At 74.5% G+C, this 21,770-nt stretch carries 19 protein-coding genes; 10 read left to right on the plus strand and 9 right to left on the minus strand.

What is annotated here, in order from left to right; all coding sequences use genetic code 11:
• Positions 1 to 23: 23 nt before the first annotated feature.
• From QK440_RS17570 to QK440_RS17580, 3 genes are read right to left on the minus strand one after another with little or no spacing between them, the layout of a single operon-like run.
• The gene (locus QK440_RS17570; RefSeq protein ID WP_282794051.1) at positions 24 to 1,622 is read right to left on the minus strand and encodes a carboxyl transferase domain-containing protein; all 1,599 of its coding nucleotides are present in this window, start codon (positions 1,620 to 1,622) and stop codon (positions 24 to 26) included.
• Positions 1,619 to 3,331, minus strand: a complete 1,713-nt coding sequence (locus QK440_RS17575) for an acyclic terpene utilization AtuA family protein (protein ID WP_282794082.1) — start codon at positions 3,329 to 3,331, stop codon at positions 1,619 to 1,621. The genes QK440_RS17570 and QK440_RS17575 overlap by 4 nt, the downstream gene beginning before the upstream one ends.
• Before the next feature lie 38 nt (positions 3,332 to 3,369).
• On the minus strand, positions 3,370 to 4,185 hold the full coding sequence (locus QK440_RS17580) for a TIGR03084 family metal-binding protein (protein WP_282794052.1): 816 nt from the start codon (positions 4,183 to 4,185) through the stop codon (positions 3,370 to 3,372).
• Between the two features lie 175 nt (positions 4,186 to 4,360).
• Here QK440_RS17580 and QK440_RS17585 point away from each other — a divergent pair, with 175 nt between their 5' ends.
• The gene (locus tag QK440_RS17585; RefSeq protein WP_282794053.1) at positions 4,361 to 5,338 is read left to right on the plus strand and encodes a DUF1648 domain-containing protein; all 978 of its coding nucleotides are present in this window, start codon (positions 4,361 to 4,363) and stop codon (positions 5,336 to 5,338) included.
• 2 nt (positions 5,339 to 5,340) lie between these two features.
• Positions 5,341 to 5,721: a GntR family transcriptional regulator gene (locus QK440_RS17590; RefSeq protein ID WP_282794054.1), complete on the plus strand. Its 381-nt coding sequence runs from the start codon at positions 5,341 to 5,343 to the stop codon at positions 5,719 to 5,721.
• Positions 5,722 to 5,735: 14 nt separating this feature from the next.
• On the opposite strand, the gene QK440_RS17595 is transcribed toward QK440_RS17590, so the two are convergent.
• Positions 5,736 to 5,885, minus strand: coding sequence for a hypothetical protein (locus QK440_RS17595; protein WP_282794055.1), 150 nt, complete (start codon positions 5,883 to 5,885; stop codon positions 5,736 to 5,738).
• A gap of 293 nt (positions 5,886 to 6,178) precedes the next feature.
• Here QK440_RS17595 and QK440_RS17600 point away from each other — a divergent pair, with 293 nt between their 5' ends.
• Entirely contained in the window at positions 6,179 to 6,919 is a 741-nt protein-coding gene (locus QK440_RS17600; RefSeq protein ID WP_282794056.1) for a GAF and ANTAR domain-containing protein, read from the plus strand.
• A gap of 63 nt (positions 6,920 to 6,982) precedes the next feature.
• On the plus strand, positions 6,983 to 7,705 hold the full coding sequence (locus tag QK440_RS17605; RefSeq protein ID WP_282794057.1) for an ANTAR domain-containing protein: 723 nt from the start codon (positions 6,983 to 6,985) through the stop codon (positions 7,703 to 7,705).
• A 91-nt stretch (positions 7,706 to 7,796) separates the two neighbouring features.
• Here QK440_RS17605 and QK440_RS17610 read toward each other — a convergent pair whose 3' ends face one another.
• Together QK440_RS17610 and QK440_RS17615 are read right to left on the minus strand one after the other, a co-directional pair.
• On the minus strand, positions 7,797 to 8,840 hold the full coding sequence (locus QK440_RS17610; RefSeq protein ID WP_282794058.1) for an EamA family transporter: 1,044 nt from the start codon (positions 8,838 to 8,840) through the stop codon (positions 7,797 to 7,799).
• 174 nt (positions 8,841 to 9,014) lie between these two features.
• The gene (locus tag QK440_RS17615) at positions 9,015 to 11,837 is read right to left on the minus strand and encodes an FAD-binding and (Fe-S)-binding domain-containing protein (protein WP_282794059.1); all 2,823 of its coding nucleotides are present in this window, start codon (positions 11,835 to 11,837) and stop codon (positions 9,015 to 9,017) included.
• Positions 11,838 to 12,262: 425 nt separating this feature from the next.
• On the opposite strand from QK440_RS17615, the gene serC reads away from it, so the two are divergent.
• Positions 12,263 to 13,381, plus strand: a complete 1,119-nt coding sequence (serC, locus tag QK440_RS17620) for a phosphoserine transaminase (RefSeq protein WP_282794060.1) — start codon at positions 12,263 to 12,265, stop codon at positions 13,379 to 13,381.
• A 223-nt stretch (positions 13,382 to 13,604) separates the two neighbouring features.
• Here serC and QK440_RS17625 read toward each other — a convergent pair whose 3' ends face one another.
• Together QK440_RS17625 and QK440_RS17630 are read right to left on the minus strand one after the other, a co-directional pair.
• Positions 13,605 to 14,468, minus strand: coding sequence for an ABC transporter permease (locus QK440_RS17625; protein WP_282794061.1), 864 nt, complete (start codon positions 14,466 to 14,468; stop codon positions 13,605 to 13,607).
• Complete coding sequence (locus tag QK440_RS17630; RefSeq protein ID WP_282794062.1) at positions 14,465 to 15,634, minus strand: ATP-binding cassette domain-containing protein; 1,170 nt, start codon at positions 15,632 to 15,634, stop codon at positions 14,465 to 14,467. Before QK440_RS17630 ends, QK440_RS17625 begins: the two co-directional genes overlap by 4 nt.
• A gap of 117 nt (positions 15,635 to 15,751) precedes the next feature.
• On the opposite strand from QK440_RS17630, the gene QK440_RS17635 reads away from it, so the two are divergent.
• Positions 15,752 to 16,525 (plus strand): TetR/AcrR family transcriptional regulator, encoded by a 774-nt coding sequence (locus QK440_RS17635; RefSeq protein WP_282794063.1) that lies wholly within the window; start codon positions 15,752 to 15,754, stop codon positions 16,523 to 16,525.
• 21 nt (positions 16,526 to 16,546) lie between these two features.
• On the opposite strand, the gene QK440_RS17640 is transcribed toward QK440_RS17635, so the two are convergent.
• Positions 16,547 to 17,536, minus strand: coding sequence for a WD40 repeat domain-containing protein (locus QK440_RS17640; protein WP_282794064.1), 990 nt, complete (start codon positions 17,534 to 17,536; stop codon positions 16,547 to 16,549).
• 85 nt (positions 17,537 to 17,621) lie between these two features.
• Between QK440_RS17640 and QK440_RS17645 the strand changes: the two genes are divergently transcribed.
• From QK440_RS17645 to QK440_RS17660, 4 genes are all read left to right on the plus strand, one after another.
• Positions 17,622 to 18,299, plus strand: a complete 678-nt coding sequence (locus tag QK440_RS17645; RefSeq protein WP_282794065.1) for a GDSL-type esterase/lipase family protein — start codon at positions 17,622 to 17,624, stop codon at positions 18,297 to 18,299.
• Between the two features lie 230 nt (positions 18,300 to 18,529).
• Positions 18,530 to 19,825, plus strand: coding sequence for a DUF418 domain-containing protein (locus tag QK440_RS17650; protein WP_282794066.1), 1,296 nt, complete (start codon positions 18,530 to 18,532; stop codon positions 19,823 to 19,825).
• A gap of 180 nt (positions 19,826 to 20,005) precedes the next feature.
• Positions 20,006 to 20,596, plus strand: coding sequence for a Uma2 family endonuclease (locus tag QK440_RS17655; RefSeq protein ID WP_282794067.1), 591 nt, complete (start codon positions 20,006 to 20,008; stop codon positions 20,594 to 20,596).
• A gap of 58 nt (positions 20,597 to 20,654) precedes the next feature.
• Positions 20,655 to 21,647, plus strand: a complete 993-nt coding sequence (locus QK440_RS17660; protein WP_282794068.1) for an aldo/keto reductase — start codon at positions 20,655 to 20,657, stop codon at positions 21,645 to 21,647.
• Positions 21,648 to 21,770: the final 123 nt, after the last annotated feature.

Genomic DNA, 21,770 nt, shown 5'->3' on the forward strand with positions numbered 1-21,770 from the left:
CACCTCTCACGGGGACGCGCCCCTCACATCCGGAAGACGCCGAAGCCGCCGCGGGCGCCGTCGTAGGGGGCGGTGTGCAGGGCGGACAGGCAGATGCCGAGGACGGTGCGGGTGTCGCGCGGGTCGATGACCCCGTCGTCGTACAGCCGCCCCGACAGGAACATCGGCAGCGACTCCGCCTCGATCTGCTGCTCGACCATGGCGCGCAGCGCGGCGTCGGCCCCGTCGTCGTACGGCTGGCCCTTGGCGGCGGCCGACTGCCGGGCCACGATCGACAGGACGCCCGCGAGCTGCTGGGGGCCCATGACGGCGGACTTGGCGCTGGGCCAGGCGAAGAGGAAGCGGGGGTCGTAGGCGCGGCCGCACATGCCGTAGTGCCCGGCGCCGTAGGAGGCGCCCATGAGGACGGACAGGTGCGGGACGCGCGAGTTGGACACGGCGTTGATCATCATGGCGCCGTGCTTGATGATGCCGCCCTGCTCGTACTCCTTGCCGACCATGTAGCCGGTGGTGTTGTGCAGGAAGAGCAGCGGGATGTCGCGCTGGTTGGCGAGCTGGATGAACTGGGCGGCCTTCTGCGACTCCGCGGAGAACAGCACGCCCTGGGCGTTGGCGAGGATGCCGACCGGATAGCCGTGCAGCCGGGCCCAGCCGGTGACCAGCGAGGTCCCGTACAGCGGCTTGAACTCGTCGAAGTCGGAGCCGTCCACGATCCGCGCGACGACCTCGCGCGGGTCGAAGGGGGTGCGCAGGTCGCCGGGGACGATCCCGAGGAGTTCCTCGGAGTCGTACGCCGGCGGTGCGGCGGGCGGCGGATCGGCGTGCGCCTTGCGCCAGTTGAGGCGGGCGACGACGCGGCGGGCCTGGCGCAGCGCGTCGTGCTCGTCCTCGGCAAGGTGGTCGGCGAGGCCGGAGGTGCGGGCGTGCATCTCGGCGCCGCCGAGGGACTCGTCGTCGCTCTCCTCGCCGGTGGCCATCTTCACCAGCGGCGGCCCGCCGAGGAACACCTTCGCGCGCTCCTTGACCATGATGACGTGGTCGCACATGCCGGGGACGTAGGCGCCGCCCGCGGTGGAGTTGCCGAAGACGACGGCGACGGTGGGGATGCCCGCGGCCGAGGACTGCGTGAGGTGCTTGAACAGCGCCCCGCCCGGGATGAAGATCTCCTTCTGCGAGGGCAGGTCGGCGCCGCCGGACTCCACGAGGTGGATCGACGGCAGCCGGTTGGCGCACCCGATCTCGTGCGCGCGGAAGGCCTTCTTCAGCGTCCAGGGGTTGCTGGCGCCGCCGCGCACGGTCGGGTCGTTGGCGGTGATCAGGCACTCGACGCCCTCGACGACGCCGATGCCGGTCACCATGGACGCGCCCACGGGGTAGTCGCTGCCCCAGGCGGCCAGCGGGGACAGCTCCAGGAACGGCGTGTCCGGGTCGAGCAGCAGCTCGATCCGCTCGCGGGCGAGGAGCTTGCCGCGGTCGCGGTGCCGGCGTACGTACTTCTCGCCGCCGCCCTCAAGGGCCTTGGCCGTCTCGGCCTCCAGCTCGGCCAGCTTGGCGAGCATGGCCGCGCGGTGGGCGGCGTACTCGGGGCCCGCGGTGTCGAGCGCGGACGCGAGCACGGTCATAGGAGCACCTCCGGGATGTCCGTGGAGCGGGACCGCAGCCATTCGGCGAGCCCCTTGGCCTGCGGGTCGAAGCGGGCCCGGGAGGCGACGCCGTCGCCGAGCAGCCCGTGGACGGTGAAGTTCAGGGCGCGCAGATGGGGCAGCACGTGCCGGACGGCCTTCAACGGGCGGCTCTCGGGGATCAGCTCCTGGAACCGGTCCACGGTCAGGTGGTGCGCCAGCCACCGCCACGCGTCGTCCGTGCGCGCCCACACGCCGACGTTCGCGTCCCCGCCCTTGTCGCCGCTGCGGGCGCCGGCCACGTACCCCAGCGGAACGCGCCGGGTGGGCCCGTCGTAGGCCAACGGCTCGGGCAGCGGGGGCGGTTCGGCCTCCGTGAGCTTCTGGGTGTCCCTCGGGGCGGGCACGTCCACGCGCCGCCCGTCGGGCAGCACGACGACCTGCCGTACGGACTCCGCGTCCACGTACGCCGCCTCGAACACCCCGTACGGTGTGCCCTTGCCGGGCGGCGCCGTGACGTGGAAGCCGGGGTAGCTGCCGAGCGCCAGCTCCACCGCGGCGCCGCTCAGGGCCCGGCCCACCGCGTCCGGGTCCGGGTCGCGCACCACGAGCCGCAGCAGCGCGCTCGCGGTCTCCTCGGTGGCCGCGTCGCGGTGGTCGGTGCGGGCCAGCTCCCAGCGCACCTCGGCGGGGCGGGACCCGGCGCGGCCGAACGCGTCCTCGACCTGGGCGCGGACCAGGTCGGCCTTCGCCTCGACGTCCAGGCCGGTGAGGACGAACACGACCTCGTTGCGGTGGCCGCCGAGGCGGGTGAGGCCCACCTTGAGCGCCGGGGGCGGCGGCTCCCCGCGGACGCCCTCGACGCGCACGCGGTCGGGGCCGTCCTGCCGCAGCCGCACGGTGTCGAGGCGGGCGGTGACGTCCGGCCCGGCGTAGCGCGCGCCCGCCGTCTCGTACAGGAGCTGCGCGGTGACCGTGCCGACGTCCACGAGGCCGCCCGTGCCGTCGTGCTTGGTGATCACGCAGGAGCCGTCGGCGTGGACCTCGGCGAGCGGGAAGCCGGGGCGGAGCAGCGCGGCGGGGCCGTGCTCGGCGAAGAAGGCGTAGTTGCCGCCGGTCGCCTGGGTGCCGCACTCCAGGACGTGCCCGGCGACGACGGCGCCCGCGAGCGCGTCGTACGCGTCCGGGGCCCAGCCGAAGTGGGCGGCGGCGGGCCCGGTGACCAGGGCCGCGTCGGTGACCCGCCCGGTGACGACGACGTCGGCCCCGGCGCGCAGGGCCGCGGTGATGCCGTGGCCGCCGAGGTAGGCGTGGGCGGTGAGCGCGCCGGGGAAGCGGTCCCCGAGGTCGTCGCCCTCGACGTGTGCCACGCGGGTGGGCAGGCCGAGGCGGCCGGCGAGGGCGCGCAGGGCGTCGGCGAGCCCGGCCGGGTTGAGGCCGCCCGCGTTGGTGACGATCCGTACGCCCCGGTCGTGGGCCTCGCCCAGGCACTCCTCCATCTGCTGGAGGAAGGTCTTGGCGTAGCCGCGCGCGGGGTCCTTCAGGCGGTCGCGGCCGAGGATGAGCAGGGTCAGTTCGGCGAGGTAGTCGCCGGTGAGGACGTCGAGGGGGCCGCCGGTGAGCATCTCGCGGACGGCGTCGAAGCGGTCGCCGTAGAAGCCGGAGGCGTTGCCTATGCGCAGGGGCTCCGCCGGGGGCGGCGCGTGCAGCGCGGCTTCGCCCGCGCCGCCCGTCCCCTGGCCGCCCCTCACCGGCCCGCCCCCTTCGGCTCCCGCCCCGCCCCCGGTGGCCCCGCGAACGCCTGGGCGATGTCCAGCCACCGGTCGGCGTCCGGGCCCTCGGCGCGCACGGCCAGGTCGGCGCGGTGGGCGCGCTGGGTGACCAGGAGGCAGAAGTCGAGCGCGGGCCCGGTGACGCGCTGGGCCGCGCCCTCGGGACCATAGGTCCACAACGCCCCGTCCGGCGCGGCCAGTTCGACGCGGAACTCCTCCCTGGGCGCGCTCAGCCCCCGCACCGCGTAGGCGTAGTCCCGCGCCCGTACGCCGATCCGGGCGACGTGCCGCAGCCGGGCGGTCGGGGCACGGCGGACGCCGAGGGTGTCGGCGACGTCCTGCCCGTGCGCCCAGGTCTCCATGAGCCGCGCGGAGGCGACGGACGCGGGCGACATCGGCGGCCCGTACCAGGGGAAGCGCGCCTTGGCGGGCGCGGCGCGCAGCACCCGCTGGAGCGCGTCGCGCCCTTCCCGCCAGCGCGCGAGCAGCGCGGCGGGCGGCAGCGCGGCGCCCTCGCGGGCCCCGTCGTCGACGAAGCCGTCCGGCTTCTCCACCGCGGCGGCGGCCCGCGCGGCGAACGCCGCGGGGTCGGTCGCCGCGAGCAGGGCGGCCTCGTCGGTCCAGGCGAGGTGCGCGACCTGATGGGCGAGGGTCCAGCCGGGCGCGGGGGTGGGCAGGGCCCACTGCTCGTCTGTCAAGTCCCGGACCAGCCGGTCCAGTTCGTCGCTCTCGTCGCGCAGATCGTCGAGTACGCCGGTCAGCAGGGCGCGGTCGGCGCGGGCGTCGGACACGTGCGCTCCCCTCGGGGACGGCGGTGTGCCCTGGGAGCATGGCAGCACCGCCAGAAACAAGCAAGCATGCTTGCTTACTTAATGGACGGCCGATCGGTGTGTCGGCCACGTATGCTGATGTTGTTCTACTCCAATGCGAACAAGTCGCGAACGAACAACCAGGGAGGGACGTCAGATGGCCGATGCCCCCGCCCCCCGGGGTGCCGTGCCCGGTGTCCGCCGGGGAGCCGTGACCGCCGTGCCGTTCGCCGTCGCCACGGCGGCCTACGTCGGGGTCTTCGTGGCGCACCGCGACCGGCTGCCCGGGCGGATCGCCACCCACTTCTCCGGGGACGGCACGGCCGACGGATTCATGGGCCGCACCGCCGCGCTGTGGTTCGCCACCGGCCTGCTCGTCGGCCTCGGACTGCTGTTCACCGTGCTGACCGTGGCCACGCGGGACACGTCGGGCTTCCGGGTGACCGCGGCGCTCGGCGTCGGCTCGGCCGTCACACTCGGCTATCTGTCGGTCGTCACCGTCCTCGCCAACTCGGACGTCCCCGACCCGGCCACCGTCGAACTCCCCTTGCGCCACGCGGTCGCGTCCCTCCTCCTGGGCGTCGCCACCGGGGCCTCGGCCTGGTGGCTCATCGGCCCCGGGCCGCGCCCGGCGCCCCCGCCACCGGGCCCCTCCCTGCGCCTGGCCGAGGGCGAGGCGGCGGCCTGGAGCCGCACCGCGGTCTCCCGCCCGATGCTGCTCGTCGCGGCAGCCGTCACCCTCGGCGCGCTGTACGCCCTGGCGTCCGCCTCGTGGCCGACCGGGCTGCCGCTGCTGGCCGTCGGGCTTCTCTGCGCCGCCTTCGCCGCTGTCAGGGTCACCGTCGACCGGCGCGGCGTCACCGTCGCCTCGACGGTGCTGCCCCGGCCCCGGCTGATCCTGCCGCTCGACACCGTCACCGGAGCCGACAGCGTCCAGGTGCACGCCCTCGGCGACTTCGGCGGCTGGGGCTACCGCATCCGCTCCAACCGCCGCGGTTTCGTGCTGCGTTCGGGCGAGGCGCTCTCGGTCCGCACGAAGGCCGGGCGCGCGTACGTGGTCACCGTCGACGACGCGACCACCGCGGCCGCGCTGCTCAACGGCCTGGTGGCCCGAGGGACCGGGGAGCGCGGGTAGCGATGCTGTTCCGGGTCCTTCCCGGCTCGCCCGTGCCGCTGGGCGAGCAGATCGCCGCCTGCGTACGGGGGGCCGTCGCCGACGGCACCGCGGCCCCCGGCGAGCGGCTGCCGCCCGCCCGCGAGGTGGCCGCGTCGCTGGGCGTCAACGTGCACACGGTCCTCCGCGGCTACCAGCGCCTGCGCGACGAGGGCCTCATCGAGCTGCGCCGCGGCCGGGGCGCGGTGATCACCACGGCTCCCCGCGCGGCGGACCAGGCCCGGCTCACCGAGGCGGTGCAGCGCCTCGTCGCGCAGGCCCGCGAACTGGGCCTCGCCGACGAGGAGTTGCTGACCCTGGTCCGCAACGGCCTGACGGGCGCGCCCCTGGCCCCCGGCACCTGACCGCCGCCCCGGGGCTACCGAACGCGCTCCGCGCCGGGCCGCAGGACCGCGTAGTCGCCGAAGCTCCGGCGGTAGCGCCGGTGACCGGTGGCCTGCGTGGCGAATTGCGCCGCCGGCTCCTGCTCCTGCGCGCGAGAACTGTGGTGAAGCGGCATCCTGCTCATGCGGCGGCACCGGGGGGCCTGCTCCACCACCGGTGCCTTCGTCCCAGCAGGCCCGCGGAAACGCTGGTGCCGGGCGGCCCTTCCCGTGGGCGGCAGACGTGGGCCCGGCGGGGTCCGCTTGTTACTGCGTTTATGAACACGTCCGTACACCCAAGCAGTCGACTTCGGACGCTCTCGGTCGCTGGTGTGCACCGGACGGGCAGGCTCGCCTCTTTGCCGCCCGGGGTGGAGACTGAAGCAGGTGGGATGCCTCCCAACGGGCGTCTCCTGGGCCCTTGGGGGTGGCGCGGGGCATGTCTGATCCATCGCATGAGGACCGGCTGGCGTTGGCGTTCGTCGACCTCGCCGACACGTTGGTGCAGGACTTCGACGTCATCAACTTCCTGCACTCACTGACCGAGCACTGCGTGGATCTGCTGGACGTGACGGCGGCCGGGGTGCTGCTGGCCACCCCGCAGGGCCAGCTGGTGGACGCGGCCGCCTCGGACGAACGGACCCGCAAGCTGGAGCTGGCCAGCCTCGAGTGGGACGAGGGCCCGTGCCGGGACTGCTTCCACTCCCGTGCCCAGGTCACCGCCGGGTCCCTGCAGGCTCCCGCCGTGCAGGCCCGGTGGCCGCGCTTTGCCCCGGCGGCCGTGGAGTTGGGGTTCACCTCGGTGGTGGCGGCCCCGCTCAGGCTGCATGAACAGGTGATCGGCGCGCTGAACCTGTTCCGCGACGAGCCCGGCCCGCTGCCTGCCGGCCAGCTGCGGCTGGGCCAGGCGCTGGCCGATACCGCCACCATCGGCGTCCTTCAACAGCGGGCGGTGAGTGAGCACATGACCGTGAACGCGCAGCTGCAGGCCGCGCTGGACAGCCGGGTCATCATCGAACAAGCCAAGGGCTTCCTCGCCCACCGCCGCCACGTCGACGTCGAGGAAGCCTTCACACTGATGCGCGGGCACGCCCGCGCTCACCGGACCCGGTTCACCGAAATCGCCCGCCAGGTCCTGCACGGCACCGCGGATCCCTCCTTGCTGGACTCCGGGCAGTGAGGCGCTGCACGGCCCGGGCCGGTGCGCCTCGTGGCGCCGGACACGCTGCAAGGGGGGTGAAGAATGGTGCTGGAGCGGGTGATGGTGTCCTACCTGCGGGCTATCGCCGCGGATCCCGGCCCCGGGCTGAGCCGGGTGCCGCTTGAGGGATGTGCCCGGGAGCTGGGCCTTGACGGCCTGGCACTGCTGCTGCGCCCTCGTGACAGCAGCGCGGAGCTGGTGCAGTCCTTCGGCGAGCACACCACGGCCCTGGAAGATCTGCAGCGCACCCAGGGCCAGGGACCCAGCCTGGACGCGGCCGAGTACGGGATGCTGATGCTGCTGCCGAACCTGTCCGATCCCACCGCCTTCGCCCCCACCCGCTGGCCCGGCCTGCCAGGCGCCATCGAGGAGCTCGGGGTCGGTGCCGTCTTCGCGTTCCCGCTGCGCATCGGGGTCATCGCCCTCGGCGCCCTCACCGGCCACCGCACCCGGCCCGGCCCGCTCAGCCCCGACGAACTGGCCGACGCCTTCGGCCTCACCGACACCCTCGCCCAGGCCATCATCAGCCAGGCCGCCTGGACCGACCCCCCGGAGGCCCGACTCCTGGACGAGCCCGGCCTGCACTTCGCCGAGGTCCACCAGGCCACCGGGATGCTCTCCGCCCAAATGCACATCAGCTGCGCCCAAGCCCTCATCCGCCTGCGCAGCTACGCCTTCAGCCACAACCGCTCCCTGCTGACCACCGCCCGCGACGTACTGGGGCACCGACTCCGCCTGGACAACCCCGACGAGCCCTGGCCCTAACCCCCCCCCCGGAGGCGTACAGCCATCCCACCTGCTCAAGAGGCCGTTCTCTCCCGTTGTTTCATCCCGTGCCGCGTAGGCAGGCCCGGCCTCAGGCCGCCGTCTTCGCCTTGCCGCGCCCCACCTGCGTCCGCACCGCGCCCATGCTCGCCGCGATGACCAGGGTGATGGCCAGCAGTTCCAGGACGGTCAGGCCCTGGTCCAGGACGAGGAAGCCGGCGAACGCGGCGATGGCCGGTTCCAGGCTCATCATGACCGCGAAGGTGGAGGCGGGCAGGCGGCGCAGGGCGAGGAGTTCGAGGGTGTAGGGCAGCACGGACGACATCACGGCGACGGCCGCGGCGAGGCCGAGCGTGCTGGGCACGGTGAGCTTCGCGCCGGACTCGACGATGCCGAACGGCAGCATCACCACGGCCCCGACGGCCATGGCGAGCGCGAGCCCGTCGGCCTGCGGGAAGCGGCGGCCGGTGCGGGCGCTGAAGACGATGTACACCGCCCACATGGCGCCCGCGCCGAGCGCGAAGGCGACACCGGCGAGGTCGAGGCCGCCGAAGCCCCCACCGCCGCCGAGCAGGAAGACGCCGCAGAGGGCGAGGCCCGCCCAGACCACGTTCACCAGGCGGCGGGAGGCCAGCACGGACAGGGCCAGCGGGCCCAGGACCTCCAGGGTGACGGCGGGCCCGAGGGGAATGCGGGCGACGGCCTGGTAGAAGAGGCCGTTCATGGCGGCCAGGGTGACGCCGAAGGCGACGACCGTGCCCCAGTCGGCGCGCGAGTGGCCGCGCAGCCGGGGGCGGCAGACGGCGAGCAGGATCACGGCGGCGAACAGCAGCCGCAGCGTGACCACGCCGAGCGCGCCCGTGCGCGGCATCAGGTTCACGGCGAGGGCCCCGCCGAACTGCACGGAGACGCAGCCCGCGAGCACGAGCCCCACGGGCGCCAGCGCCGCGTGGCGCCCTCCGGGGCCTGCGCCCGGCCCCGCTTCGGCGCCCCCGGCCGGCGCGCCCGGCCCCGCCTCCTGCGCGGCCCCGGCCACCTCGGGCTGCCCGACCGTGGCGGGGGCCTCCGCGGCGGCCCGCGGTCCCGGCGCTCCGCCGCCGCGTCCCGCCGCCTGCTGCGCGTCCGAGATGTTCATGCCACGCCTTTCCGCCGCCACCGCGCGCGGCAGCCCGCCCCTTAGGTCATCTTCCTGAACTCTACCGTCCAATGTAATGCACTGCGCCGGGGCCGTCGAACTCGTGGGAGCCGGCGGCCGGGGGGCGGCCTCTCGTCACTTCCGACCGCTGGGCGAACCACCGCCACATCGACCTCACCCCCTGGCCCCGCCCTCGTCCAGCCCCTCCGCCAGCAGCTCCGCCAGGTGGCGCCCGCGGACCCCCGCCAGGTGGTCGAGCTGCGTACGGCAGGAGAAGCCGTCCGCGAGGACCGCCGTACCCGGTGGGGCCTCGCGTACCGACGGCAGGAGGTGCTCCTCCGCGCAGGCCGTCGACACCTCCCAGTGGCCCTTCTCGAAGCCGAAGTTGCCCGCGAGGCCGCAGCAGCCGCCGCTGAGGCCGCCGGTCAGGCCCGCCTTCTCGCGCAGGCGGCGCTCCGCCGCGTCGCCCAGGACCGCGTGCTGGTGGCAGTGGGTCTGGCCGACGACGCGGCGGTCAAGGCGCGGGGGCTTCCACGTGGGCGCGTACTCCTCCAGGGCCTGCGCGAAGGTGCGGACGGAGTCGGCGAGGGCGCGCGCGGCGGGGTCGGCCGCGCCGACGAGGTCCACCAGGTCGGCCTTGAGCGCCGCCGCGCAGCTCGGCTCCAGGACGACGACGGGCACACCCGCCTCCAGGAGGGGCCGCATGCGGGCGAGCGTGCGCCGCTGCACGGCGCGAGCCTGGTCCAACTGCCCCGTCGAGACGTACGTCAGCCCGCAGCACACCCCCTCCGGCGGCAGGCGGACGGTCAGCCCCGCCGCCTCCAGGACCCGGACGGCGGCCCGCCCCACCGAGGGTGAGAGGTGGTCGGTGAAGGTGTCGGGCCACAGCACGACCGTGCGGCCCGCGCCGGATACGCGGGGGCCGGGGCGTGCGCGCCACCACCGGCGCAGCGTGCGGGGCGCCAGGCGGGGCAGCGGGCGGCGGGGCTCGACGCCGCCGGCGCGCTTGGCCAGGGCGGCGAGCGGGGGCAGCGCGGCCAGGGCGTTGACCAGGCGCGCGGCGCGCAGCGCGGCGACCGCGCGCAGCCAGCGGGGCAGCCGGCCCATCGCGTAGTGGGCGGCGGGCCGCACCCGGCCCGCGTAGTGGTGGTGCAGGAACTCCGCCTTGTACGTGGCCATGTCGACGCCCACCGGGCAGTCGGAGCGGCAGCCCTTGCAGGACAGGCACAGGTCGAGCGCGTCCCGTACCTCCGGGGCGCGCCAGCCGCCGGTGACCACCTCCCCGGCCAGCATCTCGTGCAGGAGGCGGGCACGGCCGCGCGTGGAGTGCCGCTCCTCGCCGGTCGCGCGGAAGGACGGGCACATGACGCCGCCGCCCGCGCCCGCGGTGGCCGTACGGCACTTGGCGACGCCGACGCAGCGGCGGACGGCGGCGGTGAAGTCGCCGCCGTCGCCGGGGTAGCCGAAGGCGACGTCGACGGGCTCGCGCGGCAGGACGGCGAAGCGGAGGTTCGCGTCGAGGGGGTCGGGGCGGACGAGCATGCCGGGGTTGAGGGTGCCGGAGGGGTCCCAGAGGTCCTTGACGCGGGCGAAGAGGTCCACCAGCTCCGGCCCGTACATCCTCGGCAGCAGCTCCGCGCGCGCCTGCCCGTCGCCGTGCTCGCCGGAGAGGGAGCCGCCGTGCGCCACGACCAGGTCGGCGAGTTCCTCGGAGAAGCGGCGGAAGCGGGCCACGCCCGGGGGTGTGAGCAGGTCGAAGTCGATGCGGACGTGGATGCAGCCGTCGCCGAAGTGCCCGTACGGGGTGCCGCGCAGGCCGTGCGCGGCGAGCAGCGCGCGGAACTCCCGCAGGTACGCGCCCAGGCGGGCGGGCGGCACCGCGCAGTCCTCCCAGCCGGGCCAGGCCTCGGTGCCGTCCGGCATCCGGGTCGCGGTGCCCGCGGCGTCCTCGCGCACCCGCCACAGGGCGCGCTGCGCGGCGGGGTCGGTGACGACGACCGCGGCCACGCAGTCGGCGGCCCGCGCGATCGCCTCCGCCCGCGCCCGCGCCTCGGCGGGGGCCGCGCCGCCCGTCTCCACGAACAGCCAGGCACCGCCCTCGGGGAGGCCCTCCGCGTCGCGTACGAGGTCGGCGGCCATGCCCTCGACCGTCAGCGGCCGGTACGGGAGGAGGCCGACGGCCGCCTCGGCCGCCGCGGACTCGTCGGCGTACCCGAGGACGGCGAGCGCGCGGGCGCGGGGCGCCTCGACGAGGCGGACCGTGGCCTCGGTGACGACGGCGAGGGTGCCTTCGCTGCCGCAGAGCAGGCGGGGCAGGTCCGGGCCGCGCTCGGGGAGCAGGGCGTCGAGGGCGTAGCCGGAGATGCGGCGAGGCAGGTCGGGGAAGCCGGTGCGGAGGCGGGCGAGGGCGCCGTCGACGAGGGGCTGGAGCCCGGCGGGGGCCCCGTCCCAGGTGCCGGGGGTGAGCGGGACGGGCCCGTCTCCTCCCGGGCGTACGACGGTCAGCGCGCACACGTTGTCGGCGGTCGTGCCCCAGGCGACCGAGTGGGAGCCGCAGGAGTTGTTGCCGATCATGCCGCCGAGGGTGCAGCGGCTGTGCGTGGAGGGGTCGGGGCCGAAGGTGAGGCCGTGCGGGGCGGCGGCGGCGCGGAGCGTGTCGAGGACGAGGCCGGGCTGGACGCGGGCCGTGCGGGTGGCCGGGTCCAGCTCGGCGATCCCGTTCATGTGGGCGGTGAAGTCGAGCACCACGCCGGTGCCGGTCGCCTGACCGGCGATGGAGGTGCCCGCGCCGCGGGGCACCACGGGCGTGCCGTGGTCCCGGCAGACGGCCAGGGCGGCGGTGACGTCGGCCGCGTCGCGCGGGGCGACCACGGCCAGGGGCACGCGGCGGTAGTTGGAGGCGTCCATGGTCACCAGGGCCCGCGCCCCGGCCCCGGCGTCCACCCGCCCCCGCACCTCGCGCCGCAGCGCCCGCACCACCTCAGCACCGGAGTCCATGCGCAGAGCCTGCCCCACGCCTCACCCCGCCCAACAGCCCCCACACGGCTGCTCCCCAGACCCGGGGCCGCACCCCGGAACCGCTGCGGCGCGGGGAGTGAAGGACTCCGCCGGGCGGACCGGCGTGACCGGATGCCGGGCAGACGCAGCCAGGGCGGAACGGGTGGGCGGGTGGGAAAACACGACGACAACGGCGGGAAAGCGCTGGCGCCGGGGCCTGGCAGGCGCAGCCGAGGCAGCACGGGTGGGCGGGTGGGAAAGGACTCGACGACAACGGCGCGGCAGCGCTCCGCGTCGGAGCCCAGCGGGCGCAGCCGGGGCGGAACGGGTGGGCGGGTGGGAGAGAGGGCACGACCCGGGCCCCGGGTGTCTCGGGGGATGGACGGGGCCCTGCCCCGGCTCCGTAAGACAGCTAGGCTCCCCCCGTGGCTGAGATCCAGATTCCCGCAGACATCAAGCCCACCGACGGACGCTTCGGCGCGGGCCCCTCCAAGGTGCGGACGGAGGCCCTGGACGCACTGGCCGCCACCGGTACGTCCCTGCTCGGCACGTCCCACCGCCAGGCCCCGGTGAAGAACCTGGTGGGCCGCGTGCGCGAGGGCGTGCGCGAGCTGTTCCAGCTCCCGGACGGCTACGAGGTGATCCTGGGCAACGGCGGCTCCACCGCGTTCTGGGACGTCGCGACCCACGGCCTGATCGAGGACAAGTCGCAGCACCTCGCCTTCGGCGAGTTCTCCTCGAAGTTCGCGAAGGCGGCCAAGCTGGCCCCGTGGCTGGCGGAGCCGACGGTCATCAGCTCCGACCCGGGCACCCACCCGGAGCCCGCCGCCGAACAGGGCGTGGACGTCTACGCGTTCACCCACAACGAGACCTCCACCGGCGTCGCCGCCCCCATCAAGCGGGTGGCGGGCGCCGACGAGGGCGCGCTGGTCCTGGTGGACGCCACGTCGGGCGCGGGCGGCCTGCCGGTCGACATCGCTGAGACCGACGTGTACTACTTCGCCCCGCAGAAGTCGTTCGCGTCGGACGGCGGGCTGTGGATCGGCGTGTTCTCCCCGGCGGCGATCGAGCGGGCCGAGCGGGTGCACGCGAGCGGCCGCCACGTGCCCGAGTTCTTCAGCCTGCCCACGGCGATCGACAACTCGCGCAAGAACCAGACGTACAACACCCCCGCGCTCGCCACCCTGTTCCTGCTCGGCGAGCAGTTGGACTGGCTCAACGGCCAGGGCGGCCTCGACTGGTCGGTGCGCCGTACGGCGACCTCGGCGCGGACGCTGTACGGCTGGGCCGAGGAGTCGAAGTACGCGACGCCGTTCGTCCAGGACCCGGCCAAGCGCTCGCAGGTCATCGGCACGATCGACTTCGCCGAGGAGGTCGACGCGGCGGCGGTCGCGAAGGCGCTGCGCGCCAACGGCATCGTGGACACCGAGCCCTACCGCAAGCTGGGCCGCAACCAGCTCCGCGTCGCGATGTTCCCGGCGATCGACCCGGCCGACGTCGAGGCGCTGACCCGCTGCGTGGACTACGTGATCGGCGAGCTGTAACACCGAGAAGCCGTAACCGCGGCGGCGCCGGGGGAGAGCACGCGCCACGCCTCCCCCGCCCCCATGTCGACGCGACGACGCGACGACGCGACGACGCGACGACATGACGAAGGGCCCGGCACACCCCCCGTGGGTGCCGGGCCCTCGTGCTGCGGAGGTCAGCGCACGTACTCCGCCAGGGCCAGCACCGCCCGCACCACCGCGAGGCCCAGCTCCAGGCCCGTCACCGGCTCAGCGCCTGGAACCTGCGGACCGCGAGCGGCAGGAACACCGCCGTCACCACCAGGGGCCACACCACGGCCATGAGCCCGGCGTGCTGCTCGACCCAACTGGCGCCGCCCGCGCCCGGGTTGCCGAACAGCTCACGGGCAGCCGTCCCCGTGGACGACACCGGGTTCCAGGCGGCGACGGGCGCGAGCCAGTCGGGCATCAGCGACGGCGCCACGAACACGCTGGAGATCATGGTGAGCGGGAAGGCGACCGCGTACAGCCCGCCCGCGGCCTCCGGTGTCGGCACGACGAGGCCGAGCCAGACGCCGACCCAGATCAGGCTGAAGCGCAGGAGCAGCAGCAGGGCGAAGGCCGTCAGGGCGTTGCCGGCGCCGTTGTCGGGGCGCCAGCCGATGGCCACGGCGGTGAGCGCGAGGATCGTCAGCTCGGCGCAGGCCACCACGAGGTCGGCGGCGCCGCGCCCGGCCGCGACGGCGGAGGGCGCCATCGGCATGGACCGGAAGCGGTCGATGACGCCCTTCTGCGCGTCGGTGACCACGCCCATCGCGGTGTTCATGAAGCCGAAGGCCATCGTCATCACGAACATGCCGGGCATCAGGAAGTCCTTGTAGTCGCCCTTCCCGCCGGGCACCTTCATCGCCTCGCCGAAGACGAACCCGTACAGCAGCACGCTGATGATGGGGAAGCCGAGCTGCCAGGCGATCAGCACCGGCTGGCGTTGGAAGTGGGTCAGATGGCGCCGGGCGATGTTCAGGGTGTCGGCGAGGGCCCAGTAGGCCCGGCCGTGCGCGGGTCCCGTGTCCGTGTCCGGGGCCGGGCCGGACCGCGGGGCGCCCCCGGTCAGTACGTCGCTCATGCCGCCTCCTCGTCTCCGGGGCCGCCGGCCGCCGGGGCCCTGCCGCCCGTCAGTCTCAGGAACACGTCGTCCAGGCTCGGCCGCCTGAGCCCCACGTCGTCGACGGCGACGCCCTCGTCCCGCAGGGTGCGGGCGACGTCGGCCAGGGCGCCGACGCGGTCGGTGACCGCCGCCCGTACGCGCCGCTCGGCGTCGGCCGTCTCCGGTTCGCCGTCGGCCACGCGGGCCACGGCCTTGACGGCGGCGGGCAGGTCGGCGGCGTCGCTGACGACGACCTCCAGGTGGCTGCCGCCGACGGTGGCCTTGAGGCCGTCGGGGGTGTCGTCGGCGATGGCGCGGCCCTGGTCGATGACGGTGATCCGGGAGGCGAGCTTGTCGGCCTCCTCCAAGTACTGGGTGGTGAGGAGAACGCTCGTTCCGGCAGCGACCAGGTTCCGTACGGAGTCCCAGACCTCGCTGCGGCTGCGCGGGTCCAGGCCGGTGGTCGGCTCGTCGAGGAACAGCACGGGCGGCGCGAGGATCATCGACGCGGCCAGGTCGAGGCGGCGCCGCATGCCGCCGCTGTACTGCCCGGCGCCGTTGTCGGCGGCGGCCTCCAGGTCGAACTGCTCCAGGAGTTCGGCCGCGCGGCGGGCGGCGCGGCGGGCGCCGAGGTGGAACAGGCGGCCGAACATCTCCAGGTTCTGCCGGCCGGTGAGGATCTCGTCCACGGCCGCGTACTGGCCGGTGAGGCCGATGCGGCCGCGCACCAGGGCCGGTTCGCGGACGACGTCGGCGCCGCCGACGGAGGCGTGGCCGCCGTCGGGCCGCACCAGCGTCGCCAGGATGCGCACGGCCGTGGTCTTGCCCGCGCCGTTCGGCCCCAGGAGGCCGTGGACCGTGCCGTGCGCGACGGTCAGGTCGAAGCCGTCCAGGGCGTACTTGACGGCCTTGCCGGGCTTCCCGCCCTTCCGGCCGCCACCGGCCCCGCCGTCCGCCCCGGCCCCGCCGGCCGCTCCCCGCGCCGCATCCGCGTCCGCACCCGCACCCGCACGGCCGCCGTACCGCTTCGTCAGACCGCGGGCCAGCACCGCGTACTCACCCCGATCGCCCAGGGCACTCAGGCCACCCAGGTCGCCCCGGGCCTCCCGGTCCCCCGGCACGCCCCGTCCGCCGTCTCCGCTCATCGCTCCGCCACCGTCCACTCCCCCTCGTCACGTCCCTGCCGAGCCCTGCTGAGTACACCGTACCCAATGGAGAGTACAGTGTACCCAGTTTCTGCCCAAGGGCTTATCGTGAGGTTCATGGCGACCACGGAGACCAGCGGCAGCGGCGACATCACACGCAGCTTGGAGCTGCTCTGGGGTGACGGCGAACGCCCCACGCGCGGCCCGAAACCGGCCCTGACCCTGGAGCGGATCGTCACGGCCGCGGTGCGCCTCGCGGACGCCGAGGGCATCGCCGCGGTGTCCATGCGCCGCCTGTCGCAGGAGCTCGGCACCGGCACGATGTCGCTGTACCGCTACCTGCCGGGCAAGGCCGAGCTGCTCGACCTGATGCTCGACCACGTGCAGGCCCCCGCCGACGACGACGTCACCGTCGCGGACGGCTGGCGCGCGGGCGTGGAGGCTCACGCCCGCGAGACCCTGGCGCGCTACCAGGCGCACCCCTGGCTGCTGCACGTCAACCAGTCACGGCCGGTGCTCGGCCCGAGCACCGTCGGCAGCCTGGAGAAGATCCTCGCCCGCATCAAGCCGACCGGCTTGAGCGACCCCGAGCTGATCTCGGTGCTGATCATGGTCGAGGGGTACGTCTCCGGCGTCGCGCGCACCTACGCGCACACGGTGGAGGCGGAGAAGTCCGGCCTCTCGGAGGAGGCCTTCTGGGAGAAGCAGGGGCCGCTCCTGGAGCGGGTGATGACCAGCGGCCGCTACCCGTTCGTCGCCGGCCTCTCCGAGGAGGCGTTCGGCCCGGACTTCGACCACTTCGAGTTCGGCCTCCAGCGCATCCTGGACGGCCTGGACGCGCTGGTGGAGCAGCGGCGCCGGGAGGCGGGGCAGGAGGCGGAGCGGGACTGAAGGGTCCCCGGGGAGCGGGACCTACCGTCCGCGGCGGAACACCCGCTTCAGCCCCACCACCGCGAGCACGACCACGCCCAGGACCACCGCGCCCTTGGCCGCGCCGCCGCTGAAGGCGCCGTCCCCGCCGCCGTCGCCGTCGCCGGAGCCGCCGCCCGAGGACGAGCCGCCGCCCCCGGCGCCCTTCACCTCGACGGCCTCGACGTCGCTCTGCCCGCCCTCGGTGCCGTACATCAGGCGGGAGCCGTCGGGGCTGTACGCCACGGACTCGCCCTGCCGCTGGAGCGGGACGCGCAGCCGCCCCTCCCGCCTGATCCTCCCTTCGCCCCGCCACGCGTACGCCACCCCGCCGAAGTAGCCGCGCAGCGCGAGGTGGCGGCCGTCGGGCGAGAAGGCGCCGTCCGTGACCCACAGGTCGGTGCTCGCGACGCGGCGGAAGACGTTGGCGCGGGAGGAGGACAGCGTCGCCGGGCCCTGGTAGAGGGAGCCGCCGTCCTCCTGCTTGTCGGCGATGTAGACCCGCCCGGTCTTCGGGTGGACCATCAGCGCCTCGGCGTCGCGCGGGCCGTCCGCGTACTTCACCACGTACTGCGTGGCGCGGATCGTCTGGTCCCTGAGCTCCTTGGGCTCGGGCAGCTTGTAGACCCACACGTAGGACCACTTGCCGTGGAAGTTGTCGCCGATGTCGCCGACGTAGAGGTCGCCGTCGGGGCCCATGGAGACGGCCTCGACGTCCCGCGGCGTGCCGACGCCGGTCATGGTGATCCGGGCGACGGTCCTGCCGGTCCTGCTGTCGACGGCGTACAGATAGGCGCCGCTGTCCTGGTCGTTGTGGGTCCAGTAGACGCCGGGGTGGGCGCGCGAGGCCACCAGGCCGCTGGACTCGGTGATCCGCGGGTCCTCGATGGTGAAGCCCTCGTTGCCCGGCTTGTCGGCGGCCAGGGCGGGAGCGCCGGTCACCGCGCACAGCACGACCGCGGCACCGGCCGCGCACACCCTCGAAGAACGCATGGCCCAAGCCTGCCACCCCGCCGCCCGCCGCCGGGTGGCAAGGGTCACATCGCTGGCGGCGGACGCGATCCGCGATGATGAGCGGATGCTCAGGTTCATGTTCGTCGGCGACTCGATGACCATCGGAAGCGCCGGGGAACACACCTGGCGCTACTGGATGTGGCGCCACCTCTGCGCCACGCTCGGCGCCCCCTTCAAGATCGTGGGCCCCCGCGAGGCCCTGTACGACAAGTCGGCCGACGCCCCCGTGTCGTACGCGTACGCCGAACCGGACTTCCCGCGCCGCCACCTCGCGGGCTGGGGCGAGGGCTGGCAGCACATGACGCCGCTGATCGGCGACGCCGTGCGGAAGGAGCGGGCGGACGTGCTGCTCGTCTCGCTCGGCCTGATCGACCTCGGCTTCTACACGAACGCCGAGCAGACCGCCGCCAACGTCCGCGCCTTCGTGGCGGCGGCCCGCGCCGCCAACCCGCGCGTCGCCGTCGCCGTGCTCCCCGTCATACCCAACGTCCGGGCGCACAACGACCCGCCGTTCGGCGCCGAGGTCCTGCGCTTCAACGACCTCCTCGCGAAGACGGTGGCGGACCTGGACAGCGCCGCCTCGTCCCTGCTGCTCGTCCCGCCGCCCGAGGGGTACGACATCGACGTGGACACGTACGACGGCACGCACCCCAACGAGCGCGGCGAGCGCAGGCTGGCCGAGGCGTTCGCGGCGGCCCTGGCGCGGGAGTGGGACCTCGGGGCGGTGCCCTCCCCGCACTGAGCGGCCCCCGCCGAGCGCCACGTGCCGACCGTCCCGGGATGAGCGCCCCGCGTCGGCCGCCCCGGACGAGCGCCCCGGGACGAGCGCCCCGCGCCGGCCGCCCCGGGCCGATCGTCGGCGCCGCCCCCGCCGTCCGGACCGCCGCCCGCCGCCGCACCGCCGCCTTTCGGCGCCGGGCCCTGGCCGGAAGGCCGACGCCCGGCGCGGCCCCGGCTTCCTACCGTCGGGGCATGACAGCCACCACCCCCCGCAGGGCCCCCGCCGGGACGGGCATGCGCGCCGCCGAGCGGGCCCTCGCGCCCGACCTCGCGCGCGGGCTGATGCTCCTGCTGATCGCGGCCTCCAACACCGCCTTCCACCTGTGGCGGGCCGAGCACGGGCCGGCCGGGTGGCAGCCCGTGGACGGGTCGTGGGCGGACCACGCGGTGCAGTTCACGATGATCGTGGCGCTGGACCTGCGGATCTACCCGCTGTTCGCGTTCCTCTTCGGGTACGGCATGACGCAGGTGTACCTGCGCCAGACGGCGAAGGGCACCTCCGAGCGGGCCGCCGTGGGCATCCTGCGGCGGCGGAGCCTGTGGCTGGTCGTGATCGGGCTCGGGCACTCCTCCCTGCTGATGGCGGGGGACATCGTGGGCTACTACGGCGTGCTCAGCCTCCTCCTCGGCTGGGTCTTCGTGCGCCGCAGCGACCGGGCGCTGAGGTGGTGGATCTGGATCGGTGCCGCGCAGACGGTGGTGTTCGCGGGGACGCCGGTCGTCCTCGCTCTGCTGCGCGGGGAGTTGGGCTCGCTGGGGGACGCGGCAGGCGTGGAGCCGGGGTCCGTCGCGTACGGGGCGGGCGAGGAGAGCTGGCTGGAGGCGGCCCGGACCCGGGGCGGCACGGGGCTGTTCGTGACGTTCGCCGGGGCCCCGCTGTCCCTGCTCGCCGGCGGGTACCTGGTGTTCCTGCTGGGGTTCTGGGCGGCCCGGCGCCGGATCCTGGAGGAGCCGGGCCGCCATCTGCCGCTGCTCCGCCGCACGGCGGTGACCGGCGTGGCGGTGGGCTGGCTGGGCGCGCTGCCCGCGGCGCTCGCGCACGTCGGCGCGATCGACGTACCGGACGACGCGCAGAGCGACGAGGGCGTGCTGATGACGCTGCGGGACGTCACGGGCAACGCGGCGGGGGTCGGCTACGTGGCGGCGGTCGCGCTGTTCGTGACCTGGTGGACGATGCGGCCGGCGCGGCCCACGCCGCTCGGGGCGAAGGTGGTGACGGCGGTCGCGGCCGTCGGCAAGCGGTCGCTCTCCTGCTACCTGGCCCACTCCCTCCTCTTCGCGCCGCTGCTCGCGGCGTGGGGACTCGGCCTCGGCGGCCACCTGCACAGCGCCACGATGGCGCTGGTGGCCCTCGCCGTCTGGCTGGTGACGGTGGCGGGCGCGTACGCACTGGAACGGCGCGGCCGCCGCGGCCCGGTGGAAACACTGCTGCGCCGCCTGACGTACGGCCGCCCCACCGCCCGTGCCGACACCGGGGTCAGGCCCTGACGAGCCGGTTGGCCAGCGTGGACGGGTTCGCGCCCTGGAGGACGACCTGCGCACGGTGGTCCCGCCGGAGGCGTTCCGCCTGGACGCGGCGGGCTGGCTGGGCGGCGCGTGACCGGGTCCGCGTGCGTATCGTTGTACTGCGCGGCCGCCCACGACCGGGGGCCGGGGAGGAGCGCCACGATGACCGTCGTAGAGACCGACAGGATCGAGATGGCCGACAGCGACGCCGAGTGGAGCTTGGACAGATGGTTCGAGCTGATCGAGCGGATGGTCCCCGAGGGAATCAAGGCAGAGGTCGTCGAGGGGGCCGTTTCCATGGTGCCGCAGCGGAACGTGCACTGGCAGATCATCCGGAGGATCCTCTACGCCCTGGACGACAGGTTCGGCCGCGACACGCTGGTGACGACAGACGTCCGCATCGACTTCCCGGGCGACCAGAACGGCTTCTGCCCGGACATGGCGAAGTTCCGCGACGGCGCGGAGACGGACGCGGAAGGCCGCTGGCGCCACGAGGACGTGGAGTTCGTCGCCGAGGTCATCTCCCGGGGCACAGGGATGAACGATTACGGCCCGAAGAAGGCCGCCTACGCCGAAGCCGGTGTTCCCGTCTACCTCGTCGCCGACCCCTACCAAGGCCGCTGCCATGTCTACACCAGCCCCAAGAACGGCGAATACCTCACTGAGTCCAAGTCCGACTTCGGCGACGACATCGACCTGACCGGCACGGCCGTCGACCTCGTCCTCAAGACCGACGGCTTCCCCCGCGACTGACCCTCAACTCCCCCGGTCCTCTTGCGTGATCGCACGCCACATCGTTGGCTTGGGCACCATGAGGTACACGCAGCTTGGACGCACCGGGCTCAAGGTCAGCCGGCTCACGCTCGGGACCATGAACTTCGGGCCGCAGACGAACGAAGCCGACAGCCACGCCATCATGGACGCCGCGCTCGACGCGGGGATCAACTTCTTCGACACCGCCAACACCTACGGCTGGAACAAGAACAAGGGCCGCACCGAGGAGATCATCGGCACCTGGTTCGCCCAGGGCGGCGAGCGGCGCGACAAGGTCGTGCTCGCCACGAAGGTGTACGGCAACATGAGCCCCGACGGGCAGCAGCCCTGGCCGAACCACGACAAGCTGTCCGCGCTCAACATCCGCCGGTCCGTCGAGGCCTCGCTCCGGCGCCTCCAGACCGACTACATCGACCTGTACCAGTTCCACCACATCGACCGGAACACCCCGTTCGAGGAGATCTGGCAGGCCGTCGACGTCCTCGTCCAGCAGGGCAAGATCCTGTACGCGGGCTCCAGCAACTTCCCCGGCTACAAGATCGCCCAGGCCAACGAGACCGCCCGCCGCCTCGGCACCCTCGGCCTGGTCAGCGAGCAGTGCCTGTACAACCTCGCCGAGCGCCGCGCCGAGATGGAGGTGCTGCCGGCCGCCCAGGACTACGGCCTCGGCGTCATCCCGTGGTCCCCGCTGCACGGCGGCCTGCTCGGCGGGGTGCTCAAGAAGGAGGTCGAGGGGGCGCGCCGCACCGAGGGCCGCGCCGCGTCGGCCCTCGCCGACAGCGCGGTCCGGGCGCGGATCCAGGCGTACGAGGACCTGCTCGACAAGCACGGCCTGGAGCCCGGCGAGGTGGCCCTGGCCTGGCTGCTGACCCGGCCCGGCGTCACCGGGCCGATCGTCGGGCCCCGCACGGCCGGCCAGCTCGCGTCCGCGGTCCGCGCCGTGGACCTGGAGCTGAGCGCCGAGCTGCTCGCGTCCCTGGACGAGGTCTTCCCGGGCCCGGGGCCGACCCCGGAGGCCTTCGCCTGGTAGCGGGGTGCGTGCCGGCGGCGGCTACTTCCCGAGGGCCGCCGCCAGCACCACCACGACGAACATCAGCACGAGCACACCGGCCATGATCCGGTTCCTGGTCTTGGGATCCACGCCCTTGAGGTT

The organism is Streptomyces sp. CC224B (assembly GCF_030010595.1).
Taxonomy (GTDB): Bacteria; Actinomycetota; Actinomycetes; order Streptomycetales; family Streptomycetaceae; genus Streptomyces; species Streptomyces longispororuber.

What these genes read in the sequence shown, in the direction of transcription:
- QK440_RS17570 (WP_282794051.1), bottom strand. Translation starts at nt 1,622, where the DNA reads ATGACCGTGCTCGCGTCCGCGCTCGACACCGCGGGCCCCGAGTACGCC.
- QK440_RS17590 (WP_282794054.1), top strand. Translation starts at nt 5,341, where the DNA reads ATGCTGTTCCGGGTCCTTCCCGGCTCGCCCGTGCCGCTGGGCGAGCAG.
- QK440_RS17595 (WP_282794055.1), bottom strand. Translation starts at nt 5,885, where the DNA reads ATGAGCAGGATGCCGCTTCACCACAGTTCTCGCGCGCAGGAGCAGGAG.
- QK440_RS17660 (WP_282794068.1), top strand. Translation starts at nt 20,655, where the DNA reads ATGAGGTACACGCAGCTTGGACGCACCGGGCTCAAGGTCAGCCGGCTC.
- QK440_RS17585 (WP_282794053.1), top strand. Translation starts at nt 4,361, where the DNA reads ATGGCCGATGCCCCCGCCCCCCGGGGTGCCGTGCCCGGTGTCCGCCGG.
- QK440_RS17655 (WP_282794067.1), top strand. Translation starts at nt 20,006, where the DNA reads ATGACCGTCGTAGAGACCGACAGGATCGAGATGGCCGACAGCGACGCC.
- QK440_RS17635 (WP_282794063.1), top strand. Translation starts at nt 15,752, where the DNA reads ATGGCGACCACGGAGACCAGCGGCAGCGGCGACATCACACGCAGCTTG.
- QK440_RS17630 (WP_282794062.1), bottom strand. Translation starts at nt 15,634, where the DNA reads ATGAGCGGAGACGGCGGACGGGGCGTGCCGGGGGACCGGGAGGCCCGG.
- QK440_RS17610 (WP_282794058.1), bottom strand. Translation starts at nt 8,840, where the DNA reads ATGAACATCTCGGACGCGCAGCAGGCGGCGGGACGCGGCGGCGGAGCG.
- QK440_RS17640 (WP_282794064.1), bottom strand. Translation starts at nt 17,536, where the DNA reads ATGCGTTCTTCGAGGGTGTGCGCGGCCGGTGCCGCGGTCGTGCTGTGC.
- QK440_RS17650 (WP_282794066.1), top strand. Translation starts at nt 18,530, where the DNA reads ATGACAGCCACCACCCCCCGCAGGGCCCCCGCCGGGACGGGCATGCGC.
- QK440_RS17600 (WP_282794056.1), top strand. Translation starts at nt 6,179, where the DNA reads ATGTCTGATCCATCGCATGAGGACCGGCTGGCGTTGGCGTTCGTCGAC.
- QK440_RS17645 (WP_282794065.1), top strand. Translation starts at nt 17,622, where the DNA reads ATGCTCAGGTTCATGTTCGTCGGCGACTCGATGACCATCGGAAGCGCC.
- QK440_RS17625 (WP_282794061.1), bottom strand. Translation starts at nt 14,468, where the DNA reads ATGAGCGACGTACTGACCGGGGGCGCCCCGCGGTCCGGCCCGGCCCCG.
- QK440_RS17615 (WP_282794059.1), bottom strand. Translation starts at nt 11,837, where the DNA reads ATGGACTCCGGTGCTGAGGTGGTGCGGGCGCTGCGGCGCGAGGTGCGG.
- QK440_RS17605 (WP_282794057.1), top strand. Translation starts at nt 6,983, where the DNA reads ATGGTGCTGGAGCGGGTGATGGTGTCCTACCTGCGGGCTATCGCCGCG.